This is a genomic window from Pseudonocardia sp. ICBG1142 (assembly GCF_020496255.1).
Lineage (GTDB): Bacteria > Actinomycetota > Actinomycetes > Mycobacteriales > Pseudonocardiaceae > Pseudonocardia.
The window spans coordinates 38,290-55,535 of sequence record NZ_JAHLJC010000032.1; the positions used below are offsets into that span (position 1 = coordinate 38,290).

Annotated in this window: 16 protein-coding genes, 1 tRNA gene and 1 pseudogene; 10 read left to right on the forward strand and 8 right to left on the reverse strand. The window is 67.2% G+C overall.

Annotation, left to right across the window (positions count from 1 at the left end; genetic code table 11):
• Positions 1 to 32 precede the first annotated feature (32 nt).
• Complete coding sequence (locus KPL59_RS30475; protein WP_226359944.1) at positions 33 to 797, reverse strand: transposase; 765 nt, start codon at positions 795 to 797, stop codon at positions 33 to 35.
• Positions 798 to 894: 97 nt separating this feature from the next.
• Positions 895 to 1,320, reverse strand: coding sequence for a cyclopropane-fatty-acyl-phospholipid synthase family protein (locus KPL59_RS30480; protein ID WP_226362885.1), 426 nt, complete (start codon positions 1,318 to 1,320; stop codon positions 895 to 897).
• 990 nt (positions 1,321 to 2,310) lie between these two features.
• On the opposite strand from KPL59_RS30480, the gene KPL59_RS30485 reads away from it, so the two are divergent.
• Entirely contained in the window at positions 2,311 to 2,580 is a 270-nt protein-coding gene (locus KPL59_RS30485; protein ID WP_226362886.1) for a hypothetical protein, read from the forward strand.
• Between the two features lie 47 nt (positions 2,581 to 2,627).
• Positions 2,628 to 2,966, forward strand: coding sequence for a hypothetical protein (locus KPL59_RS30490; RefSeq protein ID WP_226362887.1), 339 nt, complete (start codon positions 2,628 to 2,630; stop codon positions 2,964 to 2,966).
• A gap of 344 nt (positions 2,967 to 3,310) precedes the next feature.
• On the opposite strand, the gene KPL59_RS30495 is transcribed toward KPL59_RS30490, so the two are convergent.
• The gene (locus KPL59_RS30495; RefSeq protein ID WP_226362888.1) at positions 3,311 to 3,694 is read right to left on the reverse strand and encodes a hypothetical protein; all 384 of its coding nucleotides are present in this window, start codon (positions 3,692 to 3,694) and stop codon (positions 3,311 to 3,313) included.
• 1,116 nt (positions 3,695 to 4,810) lie between these two features.
• On the opposite strand from KPL59_RS30495, the gene KPL59_RS30500 reads away from it, so the two are divergent.
• The 5 genes from KPL59_RS30500 (at position 4,811) to KPL59_RS30520 (ending at position 8,805) form a co-directional block, all read left to right on the forward strand.
• Positions 4,811 to 5,227, forward strand: a complete 417-nt coding sequence (locus tag KPL59_RS30500; RefSeq protein ID WP_226362889.1) for an XRE family transcriptional regulator — start codon at positions 4,811 to 4,813, stop codon at positions 5,225 to 5,227.
• 53 nt (positions 5,228 to 5,280) lie between these two features.
• A complete protein-coding gene (locus KPL59_RS30505; protein WP_226362890.1) occupies positions 5,281 to 6,294 on the forward strand; it encodes an MAB_1171c family putative transporter in 1,014 nt (337 codons plus the stop codon).
• A gap of 92 nt (positions 6,295 to 6,386) precedes the next feature.
• The gene (locus KPL59_RS30510) at positions 6,387 to 7,151 is read left to right on the forward strand and encodes a transposase (RefSeq protein WP_226359944.1); all 765 of its coding nucleotides are present in this window, start codon (positions 6,387 to 6,389) and stop codon (positions 7,149 to 7,151) included.
• A 10-nt stretch (positions 7,152 to 7,161) separates the two neighbouring features.
• Positions 7,162 to 7,422, forward strand: coding sequence for a DUF6545 domain-containing protein (locus KPL59_RS30515; RefSeq protein ID WP_374111690.1), 261 nt, complete (start codon positions 7,162 to 7,164; stop codon positions 7,420 to 7,422).
• 177 nt (positions 7,423 to 7,599) lie between these two features.
• Positions 7,600 to 8,805, forward strand: a complete 1,206-nt coding sequence (locus tag KPL59_RS30520) for a cytochrome P450 (protein ID WP_226362892.1) — start codon at positions 7,600 to 7,602, stop codon at positions 8,803 to 8,805.
• A 412-nt stretch (positions 8,806 to 9,217) separates the two neighbouring features.
• Here the strand turns inward: KPL59_RS30520 and KPL59_RS30525 are convergent, their stop codons facing one another.
• The gene (locus KPL59_RS30525) at positions 9,218 to 9,577 is read right to left on the reverse strand and encodes a hypothetical protein (protein ID WP_226362893.1); all 360 of its coding nucleotides are present in this window, start codon (positions 9,575 to 9,577) and stop codon (positions 9,218 to 9,220) included.
• 845 nt (positions 9,578 to 10,422) lie between these two features.
• Between KPL59_RS30525 and KPL59_RS30530 the strand changes: the two genes are divergently transcribed.
• A complete protein-coding gene (locus tag KPL59_RS30530) occupies positions 10,423 to 10,881 on the forward strand; it encodes a hypothetical protein (RefSeq protein ID WP_226362894.1) in 459 nt (152 codons plus the stop codon).
• A 220-nt stretch (positions 10,882 to 11,101) separates the two neighbouring features.
• Positions 11,102 to 12,249: pseudogene (locus KPL59_RS30535) on the forward strand (IS3 family transposase).
• Positions 12,250 to 12,316: 67 nt separating this feature from the next.
• On the opposite strand, the gene KPL59_RS30540 reads toward KPL59_RS30535, so the two are convergent.
• Positions 12,317 to 12,652, reverse strand: coding sequence for a transposase family protein (locus KPL59_RS30540; protein WP_226358547.1), 336 nt, complete (start codon positions 12,650 to 12,652; stop codon positions 12,317 to 12,319).
• Between the two features lie 468 nt (positions 12,653 to 13,120).
• Positions 13,121 to 13,193: transfer RNA gene (locus tag KPL59_RS30545), tRNA-Ala, on the reverse strand.
• Positions 13,194 to 13,279: 86 nt separating this feature from the next.
• Between KPL59_RS30545 and KPL59_RS30550 the strand changes: the two genes are divergently transcribed.
• Positions 13,280 to 15,316 carry a S9 family peptidase gene (locus KPL59_RS30550; RefSeq protein ID WP_226362895.1) on the forward strand — a complete coding sequence of 679 codons (2,037 nt, stop codon included), beginning with the start codon at positions 13,280 to 13,282 and terminating at the stop codon, positions 15,314 to 15,316.
• A gap of 29 nt (positions 15,317 to 15,345) precedes the next feature.
• Here the strand turns inward: KPL59_RS30550 and KPL59_RS30555 are convergent, their stop codons facing one another.
• Together KPL59_RS30555 and KPL59_RS30560 are read right to left on the reverse strand one after the other, a co-directional pair.
• Entirely contained in the window at positions 15,346 to 16,245 is a 900-nt protein-coding gene (locus KPL59_RS30555; protein WP_226362896.1) for a TrmB family transcriptional regulator, read from the reverse strand.
• A 106-nt stretch (positions 16,246 to 16,351) separates the two neighbouring features.
• Positions 16,352 to 17,080, reverse strand: a complete 729-nt coding sequence (locus KPL59_RS30560) for a FadR/GntR family transcriptional regulator (protein ID WP_043280180.1) — start codon at positions 17,078 to 17,080, stop codon at positions 16,352 to 16,354.
• Positions 17,081 to 17,246 lie beyond the last annotated feature (166 nt).

The window sequence follows — 17,246 nt, forward strand, 5'->3', positions numbered from 1 at the left end:
TAGCGCCCATACGGAGGCTTATTCAGGCTCCGTCAGGTAAGTGTGTAGAAGATGAGTCCGATGACTGCCGAGATTGTCGTTTTAAATGTGGCGTAGGGCCGCCGGTAGTCTGTGTGGAGAACTTTCCACGTTTTGATATGGGCGATGACTCGTTCGATGGTGGCGCGTGTGTGGTTGAGGCTCTTGTTGAATGTTTTTTGCCAGTCGAGAAGTTCCCGGCCGGGTGGTTTTTTGAACGGGGTGAGCATGCCGCGCCCGATGTATCCTTTATCGCCGATCGGGGGGTATGTGGCGAGGTGGTCGAGGGCGCCGGATTGGTCGAGGCAATATAGGTCGTGTCGGGAGCCTGGGGTCGGGTCAGAGATCCACGACAGCTGCCCTTCCAGGGTGGCTGCGACCTGGACGACGACGCCGGTGGTGCGATGCTTGCCCGACCACAGACCCGGCACCGCGGCCCATGACCAGCAGGGCAGCAAGGTTCCATCGATGATGTACTGCCGATCGGCACGAAGCTCCTCTGCCGTCGGAACGACACTCCGCAGCGCCTGTGCCAGCAACGGTGTCACCCCCGTGATCGCTCGACTAACCGTCGACTGCGACACCCCATAGGTTTCCGCCAACTCCCACTGCACACGATTCCCGCGCAGATACGCCAACGTGATCACCACCGACCAGAACAACCCCAGAACCGGCGGCCAAGACAAACGTGCCTCCGTCGCGTCCCGCTGATCCTGCTCATACACTATAGCGACAAGATCCTGAATTTCATCACGCCGGAAACCAGTGGTATAGTACATACTGCGGCAGCCCGTTCATCTCGGATTGATTCGGCAAACCAATATTCGCGATGGACGGGCTGTCGCCCAACCCGACACGCCGGGCTAGATCGTTATTTCACGGGGCCTGAATAAGCCTCACGGCATCGAACGACTCGTCCGCAAAAGGCATGGATCGCACATCTGCCTCGGTGAATGAGACGCGATCTGCAAGACCCGCTGCCTGCACGGCTTCAGTCGCCCGATGGACCTGGTACGCGCTGATCGTGATGCCGACCACCGATACGTCGCGCTCGCGCGCCAGACGCATGGCAGGTGTCCCGATCCCGCAGCCCACGTCCAACACACGATCCCCGGGTTGCGTCAGAAGCCTGGTCAAGAGTTCACCGTTTAGCCGGTCCGTTGCCACAGGCACCGGGGCGTCCGGTGCGTCGTCGCTCCAGTAGCCGACGTGGAGGTTGTCGTCCCAGATGCGCGCGTACGTGCCGGTGAACTCGTCGTAGGTCGTGCGGATGTCATCGGTCGAGATCTCGTTCCGAGCCAATTGAACCCTCCCGCGTATTCGTCTTCCGAAAGCATGAGCGGCGGAGCACCGACGGATGTGGACTGGCAACGCGTCCGCACGGATGCGCGGGCTGCGGCTAGCGCCGTACACCGTGGTGTGCGGGTTCGAGGCGACGTTCGTGCGGGATTGGCGTCTCCGGCGCGACGGGGCCGTGCTCACGGAGATCCCGGTGGTGTCCGTCCAGGCCTGAGGTGGACATCAGTTGATCTATCATGCTAGACATCTTAGCATCTTCATCTCGATCGATGGATGAACGCGACGAGGGCGGGACCCCGACTGTGGTGTAGGCGGCCACTCATGGGTGCGCTCGCCGGTTCCGCCACGATCGTCACGGCCGGTCTTCCCGTCGCAGGCACCGACGTCGTCGTCACCCGGACAGTGACGACGTCGACTGAGTTCCTGGTGATGCCCGCGGCCGGCGACTCGTGCCCGAACTGTCGCCATGGCTGGTCCCGGCACGACGACTACGACGGGTGCTACTTGTTCGACCCGGTGAACGGTCTTCAGGCGGGTCGCGGTGGGCCGATACGGATGCGCCAGACGATGCGGCCGGGGCGGTCGGCGGCTTCCCGCACCCCGCCTCCGCTCAAGCGCCGGCCACAGTCTGAGAGGCGCTTCGCGGGGAGGCCGGACCACCCAAGACCGCGATCGCCTGGGCCGCTCACCCCACCCCGACTGCTCATCCTCGACGAACCCCCCTGAGCTGGGTCGCGGTCGGCTGACCGGCAGGTGTTCCGCCCGGCCCGATCAGACTCTGCGGTTTCGCACCTAAGTGTGATGTCCAGGAAGGTTGGTCAGCCTGGTGGCTGGGGGCCACCAGGTAGGCATTCGCCCCTCCGACGGCGTTCGGGCTGCCGCGTTGCCCATCGGCGGGGACACCGAGCCCCGCAGGTCCTCGACGGCGTCTATGGCCGGTAGCTGGCCGACACAGGCCTAACCCGGGTCAATCTGACCTCGGGCGAGATGATCATGGGCGGCTTCGCCCAGGCCCCGCTGTTGAGCGGGCTCGATGTGTCCCGGCAGACGGCGATCGGCGCCCCACCGCTCCTTGACACTCCTGTGCAGGCCGACCTGTCCGAGAGCCGTCGGGTCCTCGCGTCCTGGCCCGTCGAGCAGCTAGGCCAGGGCACCACCCCGGCCCGCCGCGGCATCGAGCTCGTCGCCGCGGATCCGAGCTCCGCCTGCACGTCCTCCTCCATCGCGGTCCCGCTGCCGCCCGGGTGGCTCGAGGGCCGCTGACGGGGTTCACGGTCTCGGTCGCCGGCGTCGTCGGGACCACGGCCATCGTGAGATCCTCGACCGCGACCTCCGCCCGCACCGCCACGATCGATCTGTCGAGCGGGACCGTGCGCTGGCCCGCGCCCGGCGTCGCCGCCGTGCTTGTCGGCGACGGCACCGTCGTCGACGATCTCATCGAGCGGGAACAGCGCGGTTTGAGCATCAACGACGGCAGGACCCGCTGGGCCAGGCTCACCGGCAGCGCGGTCTGCCCGGTCGGCCGAGCTCGGATGCTGGTCGACCGGAGCAGCCTCTCGCGGTCGGCCGGAGGCAGTCAGGTCGTGGACCTCGCGACCGGTGGACAGCCCGTTCAACGGCCAGCCGGGCTGGTCCCGCCGCTCCGATGACCAGGCACTCACGGTCTGCTCTCTCGCCCTCTACTTCGGGACCGACGCCGTCAGAGACTCGACGCGACCGGCGCGGAGCTGTGGCGGATCACCCACGGCTTTGGGCGGATCCCCCCGACGGTCACCACCGCCTGGCACGGCATGGTCTATGGCTGCATCGACGCCGGGCCGCTGGTGCTCGACGGTCGGACCGGCCAGGACAGGGTCGCCTCTGAGGTGACGGCTCTGCCGCTGGCCAACGAGCACTTCGCGGTGGGAGCCGACACTCCGGCGACGCAGGACCAGCGACCGAACTACCGCCGTCCCGGCCAACCGAGAGCCCCACCGCCGGAAGAGAGGGGCCATCAGCGGCGGTCCGTGCGCTCCGTGAATCCGGACGTTTGCATGGCCCGCAGATCGGCGACGACCTGCTCCAGCGCTCGACGGGTCGCTGGCCGGAGGTGACCGATAGCCCGGACGAGGTCGGCGATCTCTGCCTGGCGCACGACCTGCAGTACCTCGAGATCCTCAGTGCTGACCTGCGCGTACGGGTCGTCGAGCAGGTAGCTGGCCGGCACCCGGAAGAACCGGGCGATGTCCTCCAGCGTCGCCTTCGACGGGTTCGTGGTACGTCCCAGACGCAGGTGATTCAACGTCCCTCGCGACACCGACCCACCGGACGCTCGGATGCCCGCGACCACCTCGTCCAGGGTGGAGGGCCGTCCTTCCGCCTCGAGTGTGCTGAACAAGTAGTTAAGCTTGTCCGCCAGAGACCGCGACCGCGTGGAGTCACCCTGCGACCTCACTCTGCCCCCTTATCCGGCCCGTACCCGATTCTCGAGAGGGCGACGGTAGTTCTATAACTTCTGCCCTCACTAGCGCTCGACGCCGGGCCTGCACAGGTGTCGTCCCAGCCACCGAGCCAACCTCCTACACGACCGCGGTTGTGAGGGCGCTGCTGCTGTTCGGTGCGAAGGTCATGCCCCTCCCAAGGCCGCGCTGCGCAGCGCGGCCCTCGCCGACGACCGGGCAGCCTCGGCCAGGTCGCCAGCACAGCTGTCAGGTCGGTCGGCGCGTCCACACGCGCTGGTCGATGCGAGCACCGTGGAGAAATCCTGGGGCCGGCCGCGAGATCATCGACACCTCCACCGGTCACACGGTCGACAGCCCCCTCAACGACCAACGGGCCGATCCTGCCGCTCCGAACAGCAGTACCTCCCCGTCTGCTCGCGGCCCCCTAACACAGGCACCACCCTGTACTGGGCAACACCAGCCAGGTAGTTGATCTTATCCGCGAGTGACCGCGCGAACTCCTCGTTCCTCAGCTCACCCACGATGCCCCTCAACATCTTGCCCGGCAGGCGCCCACTCGACCGCGTCGCCGTCGACTGTAGTCGTCCCCCAGAGGCCGAGGCGGTTACCGGGACTACGTCCTTGCCGTCGAGGGCGGAACTCGTGGATCCGCCGTCGAGCCGGCACGGTCCCGACCGTGCCGGTGGACTTCCCTGTGTCACCCACCGCTCCGGGGCCGGTGGGTGACACAGCGCTGCGGAGAGGCGGAACGATCGCTGACTACCCTGCTCGCTACGGCCAACGGCCTCCGAGCACTCCCAGCCGATCGATAAGTACCTTGTCGACCCATGTCGATCAGCAAGCGACGACGAGTAGGCGTGAATCCCGCAGCTGAACGCGATGACCTCGCCGTTCAGCGACCAGTCACACCGCCGGGTGTAGCCCTGCGGGGCCTAGCGTGTGAACATGAGTAGACGTGGCTGAAGGAGTGAGCGAGTGCTCAGTGCGTATCTGTGCCTGCAGGCGACGGCGGTTCTCGCGTCCGCGCGCACCTCCCGACGGGGTTCCGCCAAATGAGCGAGAGGGGAGCCGATCGGACTTTCTCAACGTTCGCCGATCGTCTCAACTACCTGTTCGAGACGGTCTACCCGTCGGGCCGCAAGGCCTACAGCAATCCAGAGGTCGCCTCCGCGATCAGCGATACAGGGGTCAGCATCTCGGCTGCCTACCTCTGGCTGCTCCGTACGGGACAGCGGGATAACCCCACGATGCGCCATCTTGAGGCGCTAGCGAAGTTCTTCGGCGTGCCGCCGGCGTTCTTCTTCGACGATGACAAGGCGCATGAGATAGCTGAGCAGCTCGAGTTGCTCAGTGCTGCCCGTGATGCCGAGGTCCGCGAGATCATGATGCGCAGCACTCGTCTGTCGAAACCGGACCGATCCACGATCCTTGGGATTGTGAAACGGTTCGGCGGCGCCGATGATAGCTGACTCCGCCAGAACCTGGCCAGAATTGGTCTCGACGACTCTGGGAGTGATGTGGTGTGCCCAGCCGGGCGGTCATCAGTGCCGTCTTCCTCGCCGTGGCATTGGCCCTGCTGGCCACCGCGGTCTACCGCGGCCGCAGTCTTCGTAGCACGCCGCGCCCTCCGGATGTCATTGCTCTGGTACTGCTGCTGAGCTTTCTCTCCATCTCGTTCGCGGTCCAGGCTCCAGCCGCGCGAGAGATCCTGAACCTGCTCCGAGTGAACCTAGGGCAGCTTCTGGGTAACGGCTTCACCCTGCTAGGAGCGACTGCTGCAACAGCTATGGTGCTATTTATCCTCTACGAACCGGCGAATGCGCTCCGCAGGTTACGAAGGCGCGGCACCCTTCTCACGATCACGCTCGTGGTCATGACGGGGCTTTTCTGGACTAACCCTGCCGAGCCGGAGGAGTTCACCGATCCTGCTGCACCGGCGGGCATCATTGCCTACTATTTCCTTTACCTGATCTACCTCGCGGTCGCCCTCGTCGACCTGACTCTATTGATCCGGCGCCGCGCTTCTGGCGAGGCCGATCGATGGGTGCGATCAGGCATGCAGCTGGTGTCCGCCGCGTGCGCTGTCGCTCTTCTGTACACAGCCGGGCGGATGTTCAACCTGACAGTCGATCACTCCGGCGTGGAGGTGGTGTCGGGCGACGATGTGGCTTACGGGCTGCTGGAGTTCATTGTTGCCACGGTGCTTCCCACCGTCGCGGTGATGATGGCGATCGCAGGGTTCACCTTCCGACAGTGGGCCCCAACGGTTCTCGCGCCAATCATCGCACTTAACCGGATGCGCCGACACCGTGCGGCGTATGCTCGACTGGAATCACTCTGGACAGAAGTCCACCAAGTCCTCCCTCGGATCTCGTTGCCGGATCGCGACAGCCGCACCCGGCCAAGCCTGCAGCTCTATGGCCGGGTCATCGAGATCTGCGACGCGGAGATGCTCGCCTCGCCCTTCGTCCCCTCAGGCCAACACGGGTCCGCCCTCGCTGAGGCCCATGAGGCTTATTCAGGCCCCGTGAAATAACGATCTAGCCCGGCGTGTCGGGTTGGGCGACAGCCCGTCCATCGCGAATATTGGTTTGCCGAATCAATCCGAGATGAACGGGCTGCCGCAGTATGTACTATACCACTGGTTTCCGGCGTGATGAAATTCAGGATCTTGTCGCTATAGTGTATGAGCAGGATCAGCGGGACGCGACGGAGGCACGTTTGTCTTGGCCGCCGGTTCTGGGGTTGTTCTGGTCGGTGGTGATCACGTTGGCGTATCTGCGCGGGAATCGTGTGCAGTGGGAGTTGGCGGAAACCTATGGGGTGTCGCAGTCGACGGTTAGTCGAGCGATCACGGGGGTGACACCGTTGCTGGCACAGGCGCTGCGGAGTGTCGTTCCGACGGCAGAGGAGCTTCGTGCCGATCGGCAGTACATCATCGATGGAACCTTGCTGCCCTGCTGGTCATGGGCCGCGGTGCCGGGTCTGTGGTCGGGCAAGCATCGCACCACCGGCGTCGTCGTCCAGGTCGCAGCCACCCTGGAAGGGCAGCTGTCGTGGATCTCCGACCCGACCCCAGGCTCCCGACACGACCTATATTGCCTCGACCAATCCGGCGCCCTCGACCACCTCGCCACATACCCCCCGATCGGCGATAAAGGATACATCGGGCGCGGCATGCTCACCCCGTTCAAAAAACCACCCGGCCGGGAACTTCTCGACTGGCAAAAAACATTCAACAAGAGCCTCAACCACACACGCGCCACCATCGAACGAGTCATCGCCCATATCAAAACGTGGAAAGTTCTCCACACAGACTACCGGCGGCCCTACGCCACATTTAAAACGACAATCTCGGCAGTCATCGGACTCATCTTCTACACACTTACCTGACGGAGCCTGAATAAGCCTCCATGCACGCGGTCTCGAGGGCGAGGACGCCCTGGCTGTGGCCGACGCAGTCGTGCTGATGGCCGGCCTACATGCACTGCGCAGGCACACCGCGCCAGAGCTCCAGGAAGCGCAAGGCAGCCGCGAGCTACGGATGGAGATCGAGCGGCTGGATCTCGATCGAGAGGCCGCACGCTTGGAACGAGTTGCCGAGGCGTACCGACACTCTCCCCTCGTCACCGAGCTGGCCGCTGCAGCCGACTCCGGTCGCTGAACTCGGAGGAGTCAGCTGCTTCATTTAGCGGGCCCTTCCAACTCATGCACGGCGTTTGCCCCTGCCCACAACAACTCACATTGATCGCCTGCGGTACGGTGACCTCGCTTGTCCCCATCCCGCGATCCCGAGCTGGCTGGAGTTCATGTGGCCCACCCTGCGCAGGTCCGTGACGACGTGTTCACTGACGATTTCTTCGCCGACCCTCACGGGGTCTATGCGCGCCTGCGCGCTGAGGCACCCGTGCACAACGTGATCACCCCCAACCAGCAGAAGGTGTGGCTCGTCGTTGGCCACCAGGCAGCACGAACCGCGCTCGCCGACCCTCGGCTGAGCAAGGACGTCACGGTCGCTCAGCGCGTCTACGAGCGCCACACGGAACCCTCGGTGCGCGATCGGGACTTCTCTCAAAGTCTTAGCGCGCACATGCTCAACACCGACCCTCCCGAGCACACCCGCTTGCGGAAGTTGGTCTCGACAGCGTTCACCCCGCGTGTGGTCGACACGCTTAAGCCGCGCATTGCCGAGATCACTGCTGCTCAGGTCGTAGAGCTGAGGAAGCGACTCGACGCGGGCGTGCCAGTGGACCTGCTCGACGCGTTCGCGCTCCCCGTACCCACCGCAGTGATCTGCGAACTCCTGGGTATCCCCGAGCCAGCCCGGGACGTGCTGCGTGGCGCGATCGCCGACATGCTGTCCATCGGGGACCCGGCCAGGATCGACCGAGCGTCCCAGACGTTGGCAGGCCTGCTCGTACAGACCCTGGAGCAGAAGAAGAGCACGCCCGGGGACGATCTTCTCACCGGTCTGATGACTGCCGAGGACGACGGCGACCGGCTCACCGGACGCGAAATGGTCTCGATGGCGATGCTCCTGCTGATCGCCGGTCACGAGACCACGGTTAACTTGGTTGGCAACGGGATGCGCGCCTTGCTGGAAAATCAGGCCGTCGCTGACTCGCTTCGCGCCGAGCCCTCGCGGCTCCCCGCCGCGCTTGACGAGCTCTTACGCTTCGACGGTCCGACAAATACTGTCACCTTCAGGTTCACCACCGATGACATTGACCTGGATGGAGTTGTCGTCCCGGCCGAGCACCCCGTCGTGGTCTCCCCGCTGGCAGCGAACCGGGACCCTGTCCGGTTTCCCGCTCCCGACGCCCTCGACATCGAACGCGATACCAGCGGTGCGATCCCCTTCGGCCACGGTATCCACCACTGTCTCGGGGCCGCCCTGGGCCGGGTGGAAGCCCAGATCCTCTTCACTGAGCTTCTGACCGCGGTGCCGGAGCTACAACTCGACGACAGTCAGCCCTTACGCTACCGCCGGAGCATGCTCGTTCGAGGCCTTGAAACCTTGCCGGTCCGCGGACGCCCTGCGAAGTAGTGCTTCGCCTGGATGGGAACGGGCACGAATGTCGCGGCAGAGACTGGCCAGCTGGGCGCCCATTGCTCAGCTCGGGCTTCTCATCGGACCACCGCCGAGAATGGTCGATTCCAGCATCATCAGCGTGGCAGTCGACCCGAAACAGCACCTCCGCGATTCTGATTCACTTTGGATATAGAAGGCCATAGCCGTCGGTACCGTGAGTAGCCGGAGTGTCCTGTCCAGCTGAGCCCCGCGCGGAGAGAACAACTCGTGCTCAAACCGCGCCGTCTAGAACGAAACTCAGCTAACCGACCAATTCGATATTCCAAACGAGGAAGGTGGACGCCTGGTCCCCTATGACCTCAGGGAGGTGGCCGGGGACGCCGACTCTGTGTCGTACTAGGGCCAGACGAGCATCGTGGGCAGAGCCTCATCCCCCGAACGCCCGCCGAACGCGGTGCGCGATCGGGTCGTCGGCAGCCGGCACTGGACTACTGAGCGACCGTCCACCACAGCGGTGCATGATCAGGGAGGCGATCAGCTCCGCCTCCCGCTCTTCGACGTCGCTGTAGACAGAACGGCCCAACACCGCTCGAACCATCACCGGGTCGAGGTCGGGCATGAAGCTAGCGAGCTGCGAGTCGGCCACCGGCGCCCGGCCGCGGTGGCTACGCAGCATGTGGCCGACCTCGTGCAGCACGATATGTAGCGCGTGCCGAGCGTCGACCGGGTAGCCGATGACATCGCTGTCGACTCGATCGATCCAGAGGCCGCAGACGCCACCGGGCACGTCGGTGTGCTGGAATGGCCGTAGCTCGATCGGGCGGCCTCTATGTGAGGCAAGCCGGCCGATGAAGTCTTCCGGTTCCAGGGGCCCAGTTAGACCAACGGCTCGGTCAAGTTCTCGCACCTGGTTCCGACAGCGACGCCACAAGCTCGCGTCGCGTGTTCGCGCGCGTCTCAGCTCATCCTCCACGGGTGTCCATCGCGGTACCAATCATAGACAGACAGGACACCACATGAGCCTAGAACTTCTGTCCGGATCTTCCGAACCTCTAGTTCGATCTCTCGAGGCTCGAATGAGGAATGCCCCGTCCGTTCGTCCGAGCACCGCACTCGACCGGATGTCGTCCCACCGATGCAGAGCCGCGTGCGTCTGCAGCTGCCCCCAACTGCCTCGCCCGTGCGGTGAGGAACCAGCGCGGAGCTCCGTAGCGGAGCGCGACACGTTCTCGCTCCGCCTCGCTGGCCTCGGAGGCAACCGAGCCTGAGAGAACACCGCCTCCCCACGTAGCCCCGGTGGGCAGACAACTGAAGCCAGCAGGTCAATGCACCACTCAGCTCAAGCCGGGACAGCGACACAGCCCTCCTACTTCGACGTGCCCAACACGAGCGGAGCTAAGGCATCCGTTGACGCCAGGTACGAAGCACATGGACACCGTAACTCATGTTGACTGGTTGATAGCGATCCGAGCCAAGTCTCGTTCCGAGGTCACCCCGATACCTCAATGAACAGGCATATTGCTGCCCCCGTCTTCGCAGACCAACAGCACAGGTTGACAAAGAGCCGTCTCGCCCTCCAGTATCAACTGCTGTTGATCGTTGTTGGCAGCTTAGCGGAGAGAGGTACGTGCCGTGGCCAAGCAGCCCACTGCAACACCACGCGTCTACCACGGCGAGTCGAAACACGGACACGAGGAGGACGCTGCGAGCACCCCTAAACCCGCTGTCGAACCTGACTTCAGTCTGAAGCCGCAGCTAGCCTCGGACGCGGTGACTCTGCTCATGCACCGCGACCGGGCCCGCCATCACAGCGAGCTGGCGCAGACCCGCGAGCAGATCCTCGCGCTATCTTCGTCGTCCACGGAGTCCCTGTTCTCGACACTCGACGTTGAACTGGCAGCAGTCGCCACCACCGCGATCAGGGCGATGTCGGTGCTTCAGCGAGACCTCACCGATTCCCTCACCCCTTCGGCGGTCGAGGAGCTCATCGGGGCAACCGGGGGCTACCTGGCTCGGGTCGCGAGCTTGAACCGCTCGCTACTGGCGATCCATCTGACCCTGGAGGCCCGGGGGCGATCGGGCTCTTCCTAACCTCGACCCGCTCACCGTCCGCCGTGCATCCGGTGCAGATCCTCGACGATGCGAGGGGACTGCCCAGACTCTGGTTGCCCCGTGTCGGGTAGCTGGTTCAGGCCGCGTGAGCGGCCGTTGCGAGTACTGACTCGCCCTGGGTCTGGTGGAGGTGGTTGGCCCCGGGTTCGGTGGAGTCGGGTAGCTGGAATTCTGGTCACGTGACCCTGGAGGAGGGTTCGTGGGCAGGCGTGGGTATCCGCCGGAGTTTCGGCGCAAGGTGCTCGATCTTGTGGAGGCCGGCAGGCCGGTCGTCGACGTCGCGCGCGATCTTGGGATCAGCGCGCAGTCGATCTACACCTGGCGACGCCAGGACCGCGTTGACAAGGGTCTGCAGCCAGGCCTGGCCAGCACGGAGAAGGCCGAGCTGACCGCGGCGAACCGGCGGATCGCGGAGCTGGAGACCGAGCTGGCGATCCACCGCCGGGCCTCGGAGCTGCTGGGGAAGGTGGTGCCCCCAAAAGGATCTACGAAGCGATCGCGGTGATGGCCGGCGAGGACCTGCCGGTGCAGATGGCCACCCGAGTGCTCGGAGTGGCGGAGTCCGGCTACTACGCTGCCCTGCCCCGCGCGCCGTCGGCCCGCTCGATCCGTCATGCCTGGCTGCTCGACCAGATCCGCGAGGTGCACGTCGCCTCGCGCGGGACCTACGGAGCCCGGCGGGTGCACGCCGAGCTCGTCTTGGGCCGCGGCATCGCGGTCGGGCACAACGCGGTCGAGATGCTCATGGCCCGGAACGCCATCCGCGGGGTGACCGGGCGGCCGCGGTGGAAGCGTCCGCGCCCGGATCTGATCGCGAAGGATCTGGTGGATCGGGACTTTGCCCGCCAGGGCCCGAACCAGCTGTGGGTCACCGACATCACCGAGCACCCGACTCGGGAGGGCAAGGTGTACTGCGCCGCCGTCCTGGATGTGTACTCGCGGCGCGTGGTCGGGTGGTCGATCGATGCCTCGCCGACCGCGGCGCTGGTCACGAACGCGCTCGGGATGGCCATCGAGTCCCGCACCCCGCCAGCCGGGGCGGTGATCCACTCCGACCGTGGGACGCAGTTCGGATCCTGGGCGTTCACCGACCGAGCGCGCGCGTCCGGGTTGGTGCCGTCGATGGGCAGCATCGCGGGCTGCTTCGACAACGCCGTGATCGAGTCGTTCTGGTCGCGGATGCAGGTCGAGCTGCTCAACCGGCGGCGGTGGAAGACCCGCATTGAGCTGGCCAATGCGATCTTCGAGTACCTCGAGATCTGGCACAACCGGCGCCGCCGACACAGCGCCCTGGGCTGGCTCTCACCGCTAGAGTTCGAGACGCAGAGCAAGATCGTCGTGGCCTAGAGATTCCAGCTACGCGACTCCGCAGAACCCGGGGCATCCCAGATGCCTCCACCGAACCCAGGGCGAGTCAATAGCCCGAGCCCATCCCAACCCGGTCAATCGAGAGCAGCGTGCCGTCGAGGATCACGAACGCCTTGCGCCGGGCTACGTCGAGGGCCTCGTCCAGGCTCAGCGCGACCGTGGCGAGGACGTCGACGCCCTCGCGGACGTAGCGGAACACGGTCGTGGTCCCGATGCCGAATCCACCGGCCAGCACGGTGTAGGTCTCGCCCTTGTTCAGGTGCGCCAGCACCAACAGCGCCTGCTGCCCGGGCGGGAGCCGGCGCCATCGGCTGCCGAGGTTCTTGCGGTGCCGGCGTAGTGCATCGGTGAGGGTGTGCAGGGCGCGGTTGGACACGGGCATCGATGACGGGTAGACAAGCACCGGTGAAGCTCCTGGTTGGCGCGGGTTGATCTAGGCAATCACCCATCTACCAGGAGCTTCACCTAGTTCGGCGACACCACGCCGTGGCCCGCCCAACCTCATGATTACCAGGTTGGAAAGCGCCCACCAACCGCTGACCCCATTACCGGCCGACGACGCCGAAACGATCATGAGACGCCCGCGGCCACACCCCAGCGCCGTACCGCACCCAACCGCAATAAACCACGCCAGATTCGCCCGAACGACACAACGATCGTGGAGCAGAACCCTGACCCCATTTCGCACCGTGGAGCAGCGCGCTCCACGATAGCTCCACAATGAGACCACAGTGAATACAACCATGATCAACTAAGACGATCCTCTTATGATCAAGGTTTGGGACAGAACCGCAGGTCAAACGCGAAGCAGGCGGCACCACCAGTAGATGATACCGCCTGCTCCGAAGGGTGGAGCTGAGGGGATTCGAACCCCTGACCCCTTGACTGCCAGTCAAGTGCGCTACCAGCTGCGCCACAGCCCCTTGCGACATGAAGAACACTACACCGGCCGGTTTCCGGCCCGGAAAGGGGGGTGCCCCTCCCGGCGTCGCGCCCTACCGTCGACCCCGTGCAGCCCTCTGACATCGGACGACTGGTCACCCTCGGTCCCCCTGCAGTGTCCCCGGACGGCGCGCACGTCGCCGGCGCGGTCCGCCGCGTCGACCTCGGCGCCAACCGGTACCGGACGGCGATCTGGCTCACGCCGACCGACGGCAGCAGTCCGCCGCGGCGGCTGACCGGCTCCGAGCACGGTGACTCCTCCCCCGCCTGGGCACCGGACGGGACGCGGCTCGCCGTCGTCACGGGGCGCGACGGCGGCGGCGGACAGCTGCGGGTACTGCCGATCGGCGTCCCGGGCGAGCCGGTGGTGGTCTGCGAGCGTCCGGAGGGGATCTCCGAGCCGGTGTGGTCGCCGGACGGCACCCGGATCGCGTTCGTGTCCCGGGAGCGGGCGGCCCGGTGGGCCACCGGCGACGACGACCGGGCCCGCGAACCCCGCCGGATCGACCGGCTGTTCAGCCGGCTGGACGGGGAGGGCTGGATCATCGACCGTCCGTCGACGGTGTTCGTCGTCGACGCCGGGGGCGGCGACCCGGTGGCCGTCGCGGGCGGGCCGTACGAGCACTCGTCGCCCGCCTGGTCGCCGGACGGGCGGACCCTCGCCGTCGTCGCGGACCGCGAGCCGGACTGGGACCTGGACGAGACGGCGCGGATCTACCTCGTCGACGCGGCGGGCGGAGACGCGGCGGGCGGAGATGCGGCGGGCGGCCGCGAGCCGCGGCTACTCACCCGCAGCGGGCGGCACCACACGCACCCGTCCTGGGCGCCGGACGGCACCCGGCTGGCTACCCTGGCGTCCGACGACCACCTGGCATCCCCGGCACACGCGTCGCCGGCGTTGGTCGACGTCGCGACCGGGCGCGAGGACGTCCTGGCGACCGGCATCGACCGCACCTGGCGGCCCTTCCCCGGCGCCCGCGCCCCGATCTGGGACGACGGGCACCTGCTGGTGTCCTGTGAGGACCGCGGCGGGGTGCACCTGTACCGGGTCGCGGCCGACGGACCGGGTGCGGGCACCGCGGAGGCGCTGCTGACCGGCGCGCGGGCCGTCGCCGCCTACGACCGCGCCGGCGGGAGCACCGTCGTACTGGTCACCGACCACGACCACCTCGGGGAGCTGCACGTCACCGACGGCGGGTCGCTGCGCCGGCTCACCGCACTCACCGAGCCCTTCCACGACGCCGTGCCGCGCGGGCGCACCCCGTACCGGCTGGCCGTGCCGTCCCCGGCCGGGGACGGCGACATCGACACCTGGGTGCTGCTGCCCGACGAGCCCGCCACCGGCGCCGGCGGCCGGCTCCCGGTGCTGCTGTCGATCCACGGCGGCCCGATGACCCAGTACGCCGACGCCTGGTTCGACGAGTTCCGGCTGTGGGCGGGCGCCGGCTACGCCGTCGTGTGGTGCAACCCGCACGGATCGACCGGCTACACCCAGGACCGGGTACGGGCGATCCGCAGCCCGCTGGCGGAGACCGCGCCCGGGACCGGCTGGGGCGGGATCGACGCCGACGACGTGATCGCCGCGCTCGACGGCGCCCTCGCGGAGTTCGACCAGCTCGACCGGGAGCGGGTGGGCGTGCTCGGCGGGTCCTACGGCGGATACCTCACTTCGTGGCTGGCCGCGCACCACTCCGACCGGTTCGCCGCCGCCTGCAGCGAGCGGGCGGTGAACAACCTGGAGTCGCTGGACTGGAGCTCGGACGTCGCCGGGTGGTTCAGCCACGAGCTGGGCCGCTCGTGGCTGGACGCGCCGGAGGAGTACCGGCGGATGTCCCCGCTGCACCACGTCCGCGGCATCGACGTACCGATGCTGATCCTGCACTCCGAGGACGACCTGCGGTGCCCGGTCGAGCAGGCCGACGCGTTGTTCGTCGCGCTGCGGCTGCTCGGGCGGCCGGTGGAGTACTGGCGGTTCCCGGAGGAGAGCCACGGGATGTCGCGTGACGGGTCGCCGCGCCACCGCGTCCAGCGGGCGCAGATCATCCTCGACTTCTTCGGCCGGCACCTCGGCGGGCGCAGGCCGGCGCAGGTGCCCGCGGGCTAAGGTCTCGGGCTGAGGTCGCGGGGCCGTGCTCAGCCGGCCCGGCTCCGGCCGTCGTCCCCGTCGGGGTCGGTCTCCGGGCCGACCGAGCGCGGTGCACCGTCGGCGGCCCGGACCGGCTCGCCGACCGGCTCGCGCAGCCGTCGCAGGGCGGGGTCGTCGGCCCAGAACTCGTCGAACCCGTGCTCGGCGAACCGTTCGGCGACGCGGTGCATCGCGATGTCGTGGCGCACGTAGAGGTGCGCGAGCAGCACCGCGGCCGGGTCGTCGGTGTAGAGGCCCCAGGTGCGGTCGGCGGTGAGGCCCCCGATCACGGCCTGGTCCCGGTCCGCGACGACGACGAGCATCCGCCGGCCGAGGTTGTCCTCGACCGCCGACGGGGCCGAGTAGCGGTGCTCGGTGTGCCAGCCGACCGGGTCGTCGTCGACGCCGAAGACGACCGTGGCGACGTCGACGCCGTGCTCCTCGGCTCGGCGGACCGTGGGCTTGAGGGTCTCGACGTCCTCCGGCCAGCCGAGCACGTACAGCTCGGAGCGGGCCGCGGCGGCGACGTCCTCGGCCCGTTCGAGCAGCATCCGGCGCTCGGTCAGCGAGTGCACCAGCCGCACCTGCGGCGGCGCGGTCAGCCGCGGGATCTCGTTCTGCAGGATGCCCAGCGTGCGGTCGAAGTCGCGGCGCATCCGCTCCAGCAGCGTCGCGGGCGGCAGCGGGACGTAGCCGGTGCCCTCGGCGGCCCGGACCTCGAATGCCGCGCCGCGGCCGACGAGCTTGCCCAGCGTCTCGTAGACGGTGCTGCGCGGCACCCCGGACCGCTTCGCCACCTCGTACCCGTTGACCGCCTCGCCCGCGCTGACCAGCGCCACGTAGGCCTTGGCCTCGTAGCCCGACAAGCCCAGTCGCTGGAGCTCTTCCGTCACCCGACGTACGGCCATTACAAGATCATCTCAATCGTTCGTCACCGTCCCGCGACATCTCGCCGCGCCCACTCCCCAGGTCGATCGCGGGCGACCGATCGATACGCCCGAATCCGCACCATCATCACAATCGTTGATCGGGCGCGCGCGTCACGCCGGCCCGCATCGCCGCATCCGCCTCACGGAGGATCTCCCGCATGGCCGCTCCGGCGGCAGGGGCGTCACCCGCCCGGACGGCGTCGGCGACGTCGCGGTGCAGCCGGATCGCCTCCGGTTCCGGACGACTGGGCATCAGGTGGTGCCGGGTCCGCCCGGCGAGCACCTCGGCGACGACGTCGCCCAGCGCCGCGACCATCTCGTTGCCCGAGGCCGCGAGCAGGGTCCGATGGAAGAGCTGGTCGGCCTCCAGGTAGGCGAACAGGTCCCCGGCGCGGCCGTGCGCGGTCATGTCCATCACCGCACCGACCAGCACCCCGCACTGCTCCGGGGTGGCCCGGTCGGCCGCCAGCTCGGCGGCCAGCGGCTCGACGCCGCAGCGCAGCTCGGACAGCGACCGCAGCTGCTCGTCGCGGCCCGGGCCGTCGAGCCGCCAGCGGATCACCCTGGGGTCGTGCACGTTCCACTGCCCGCGCGGGGAGACGGTGGTGCCGACCCGGCGCCTGCTGCGCACCAGGCCCATCGACTCCAGCACCCGCACGGCCTCCCGGACGACGGTCCGCGACACCCCGTAGCGGTCGCCCAGTTCCTCGGCCCGTAGGACCTCGCCGGGGCCGATCGTGCCTGCGGCGATCGCGGTCCCGAGCCGGTCCAGGACGTCCGCGTGCAGTCCCGTGCCCTCCGTCGCGCCGCTCACGGTCGAATCGTGCCACCTCACGATGCCGAACACCGGAAAAGGCATATCTGAACCGATCCTGTGTTGAAAAAGTAATACTTATGACCGACCCTGGACCCACAACGGCCCGGGTACTCCCGGTCCGCGTGCCGATGCCGCCACACCGTGAGGAGCCGATGCAGTGACG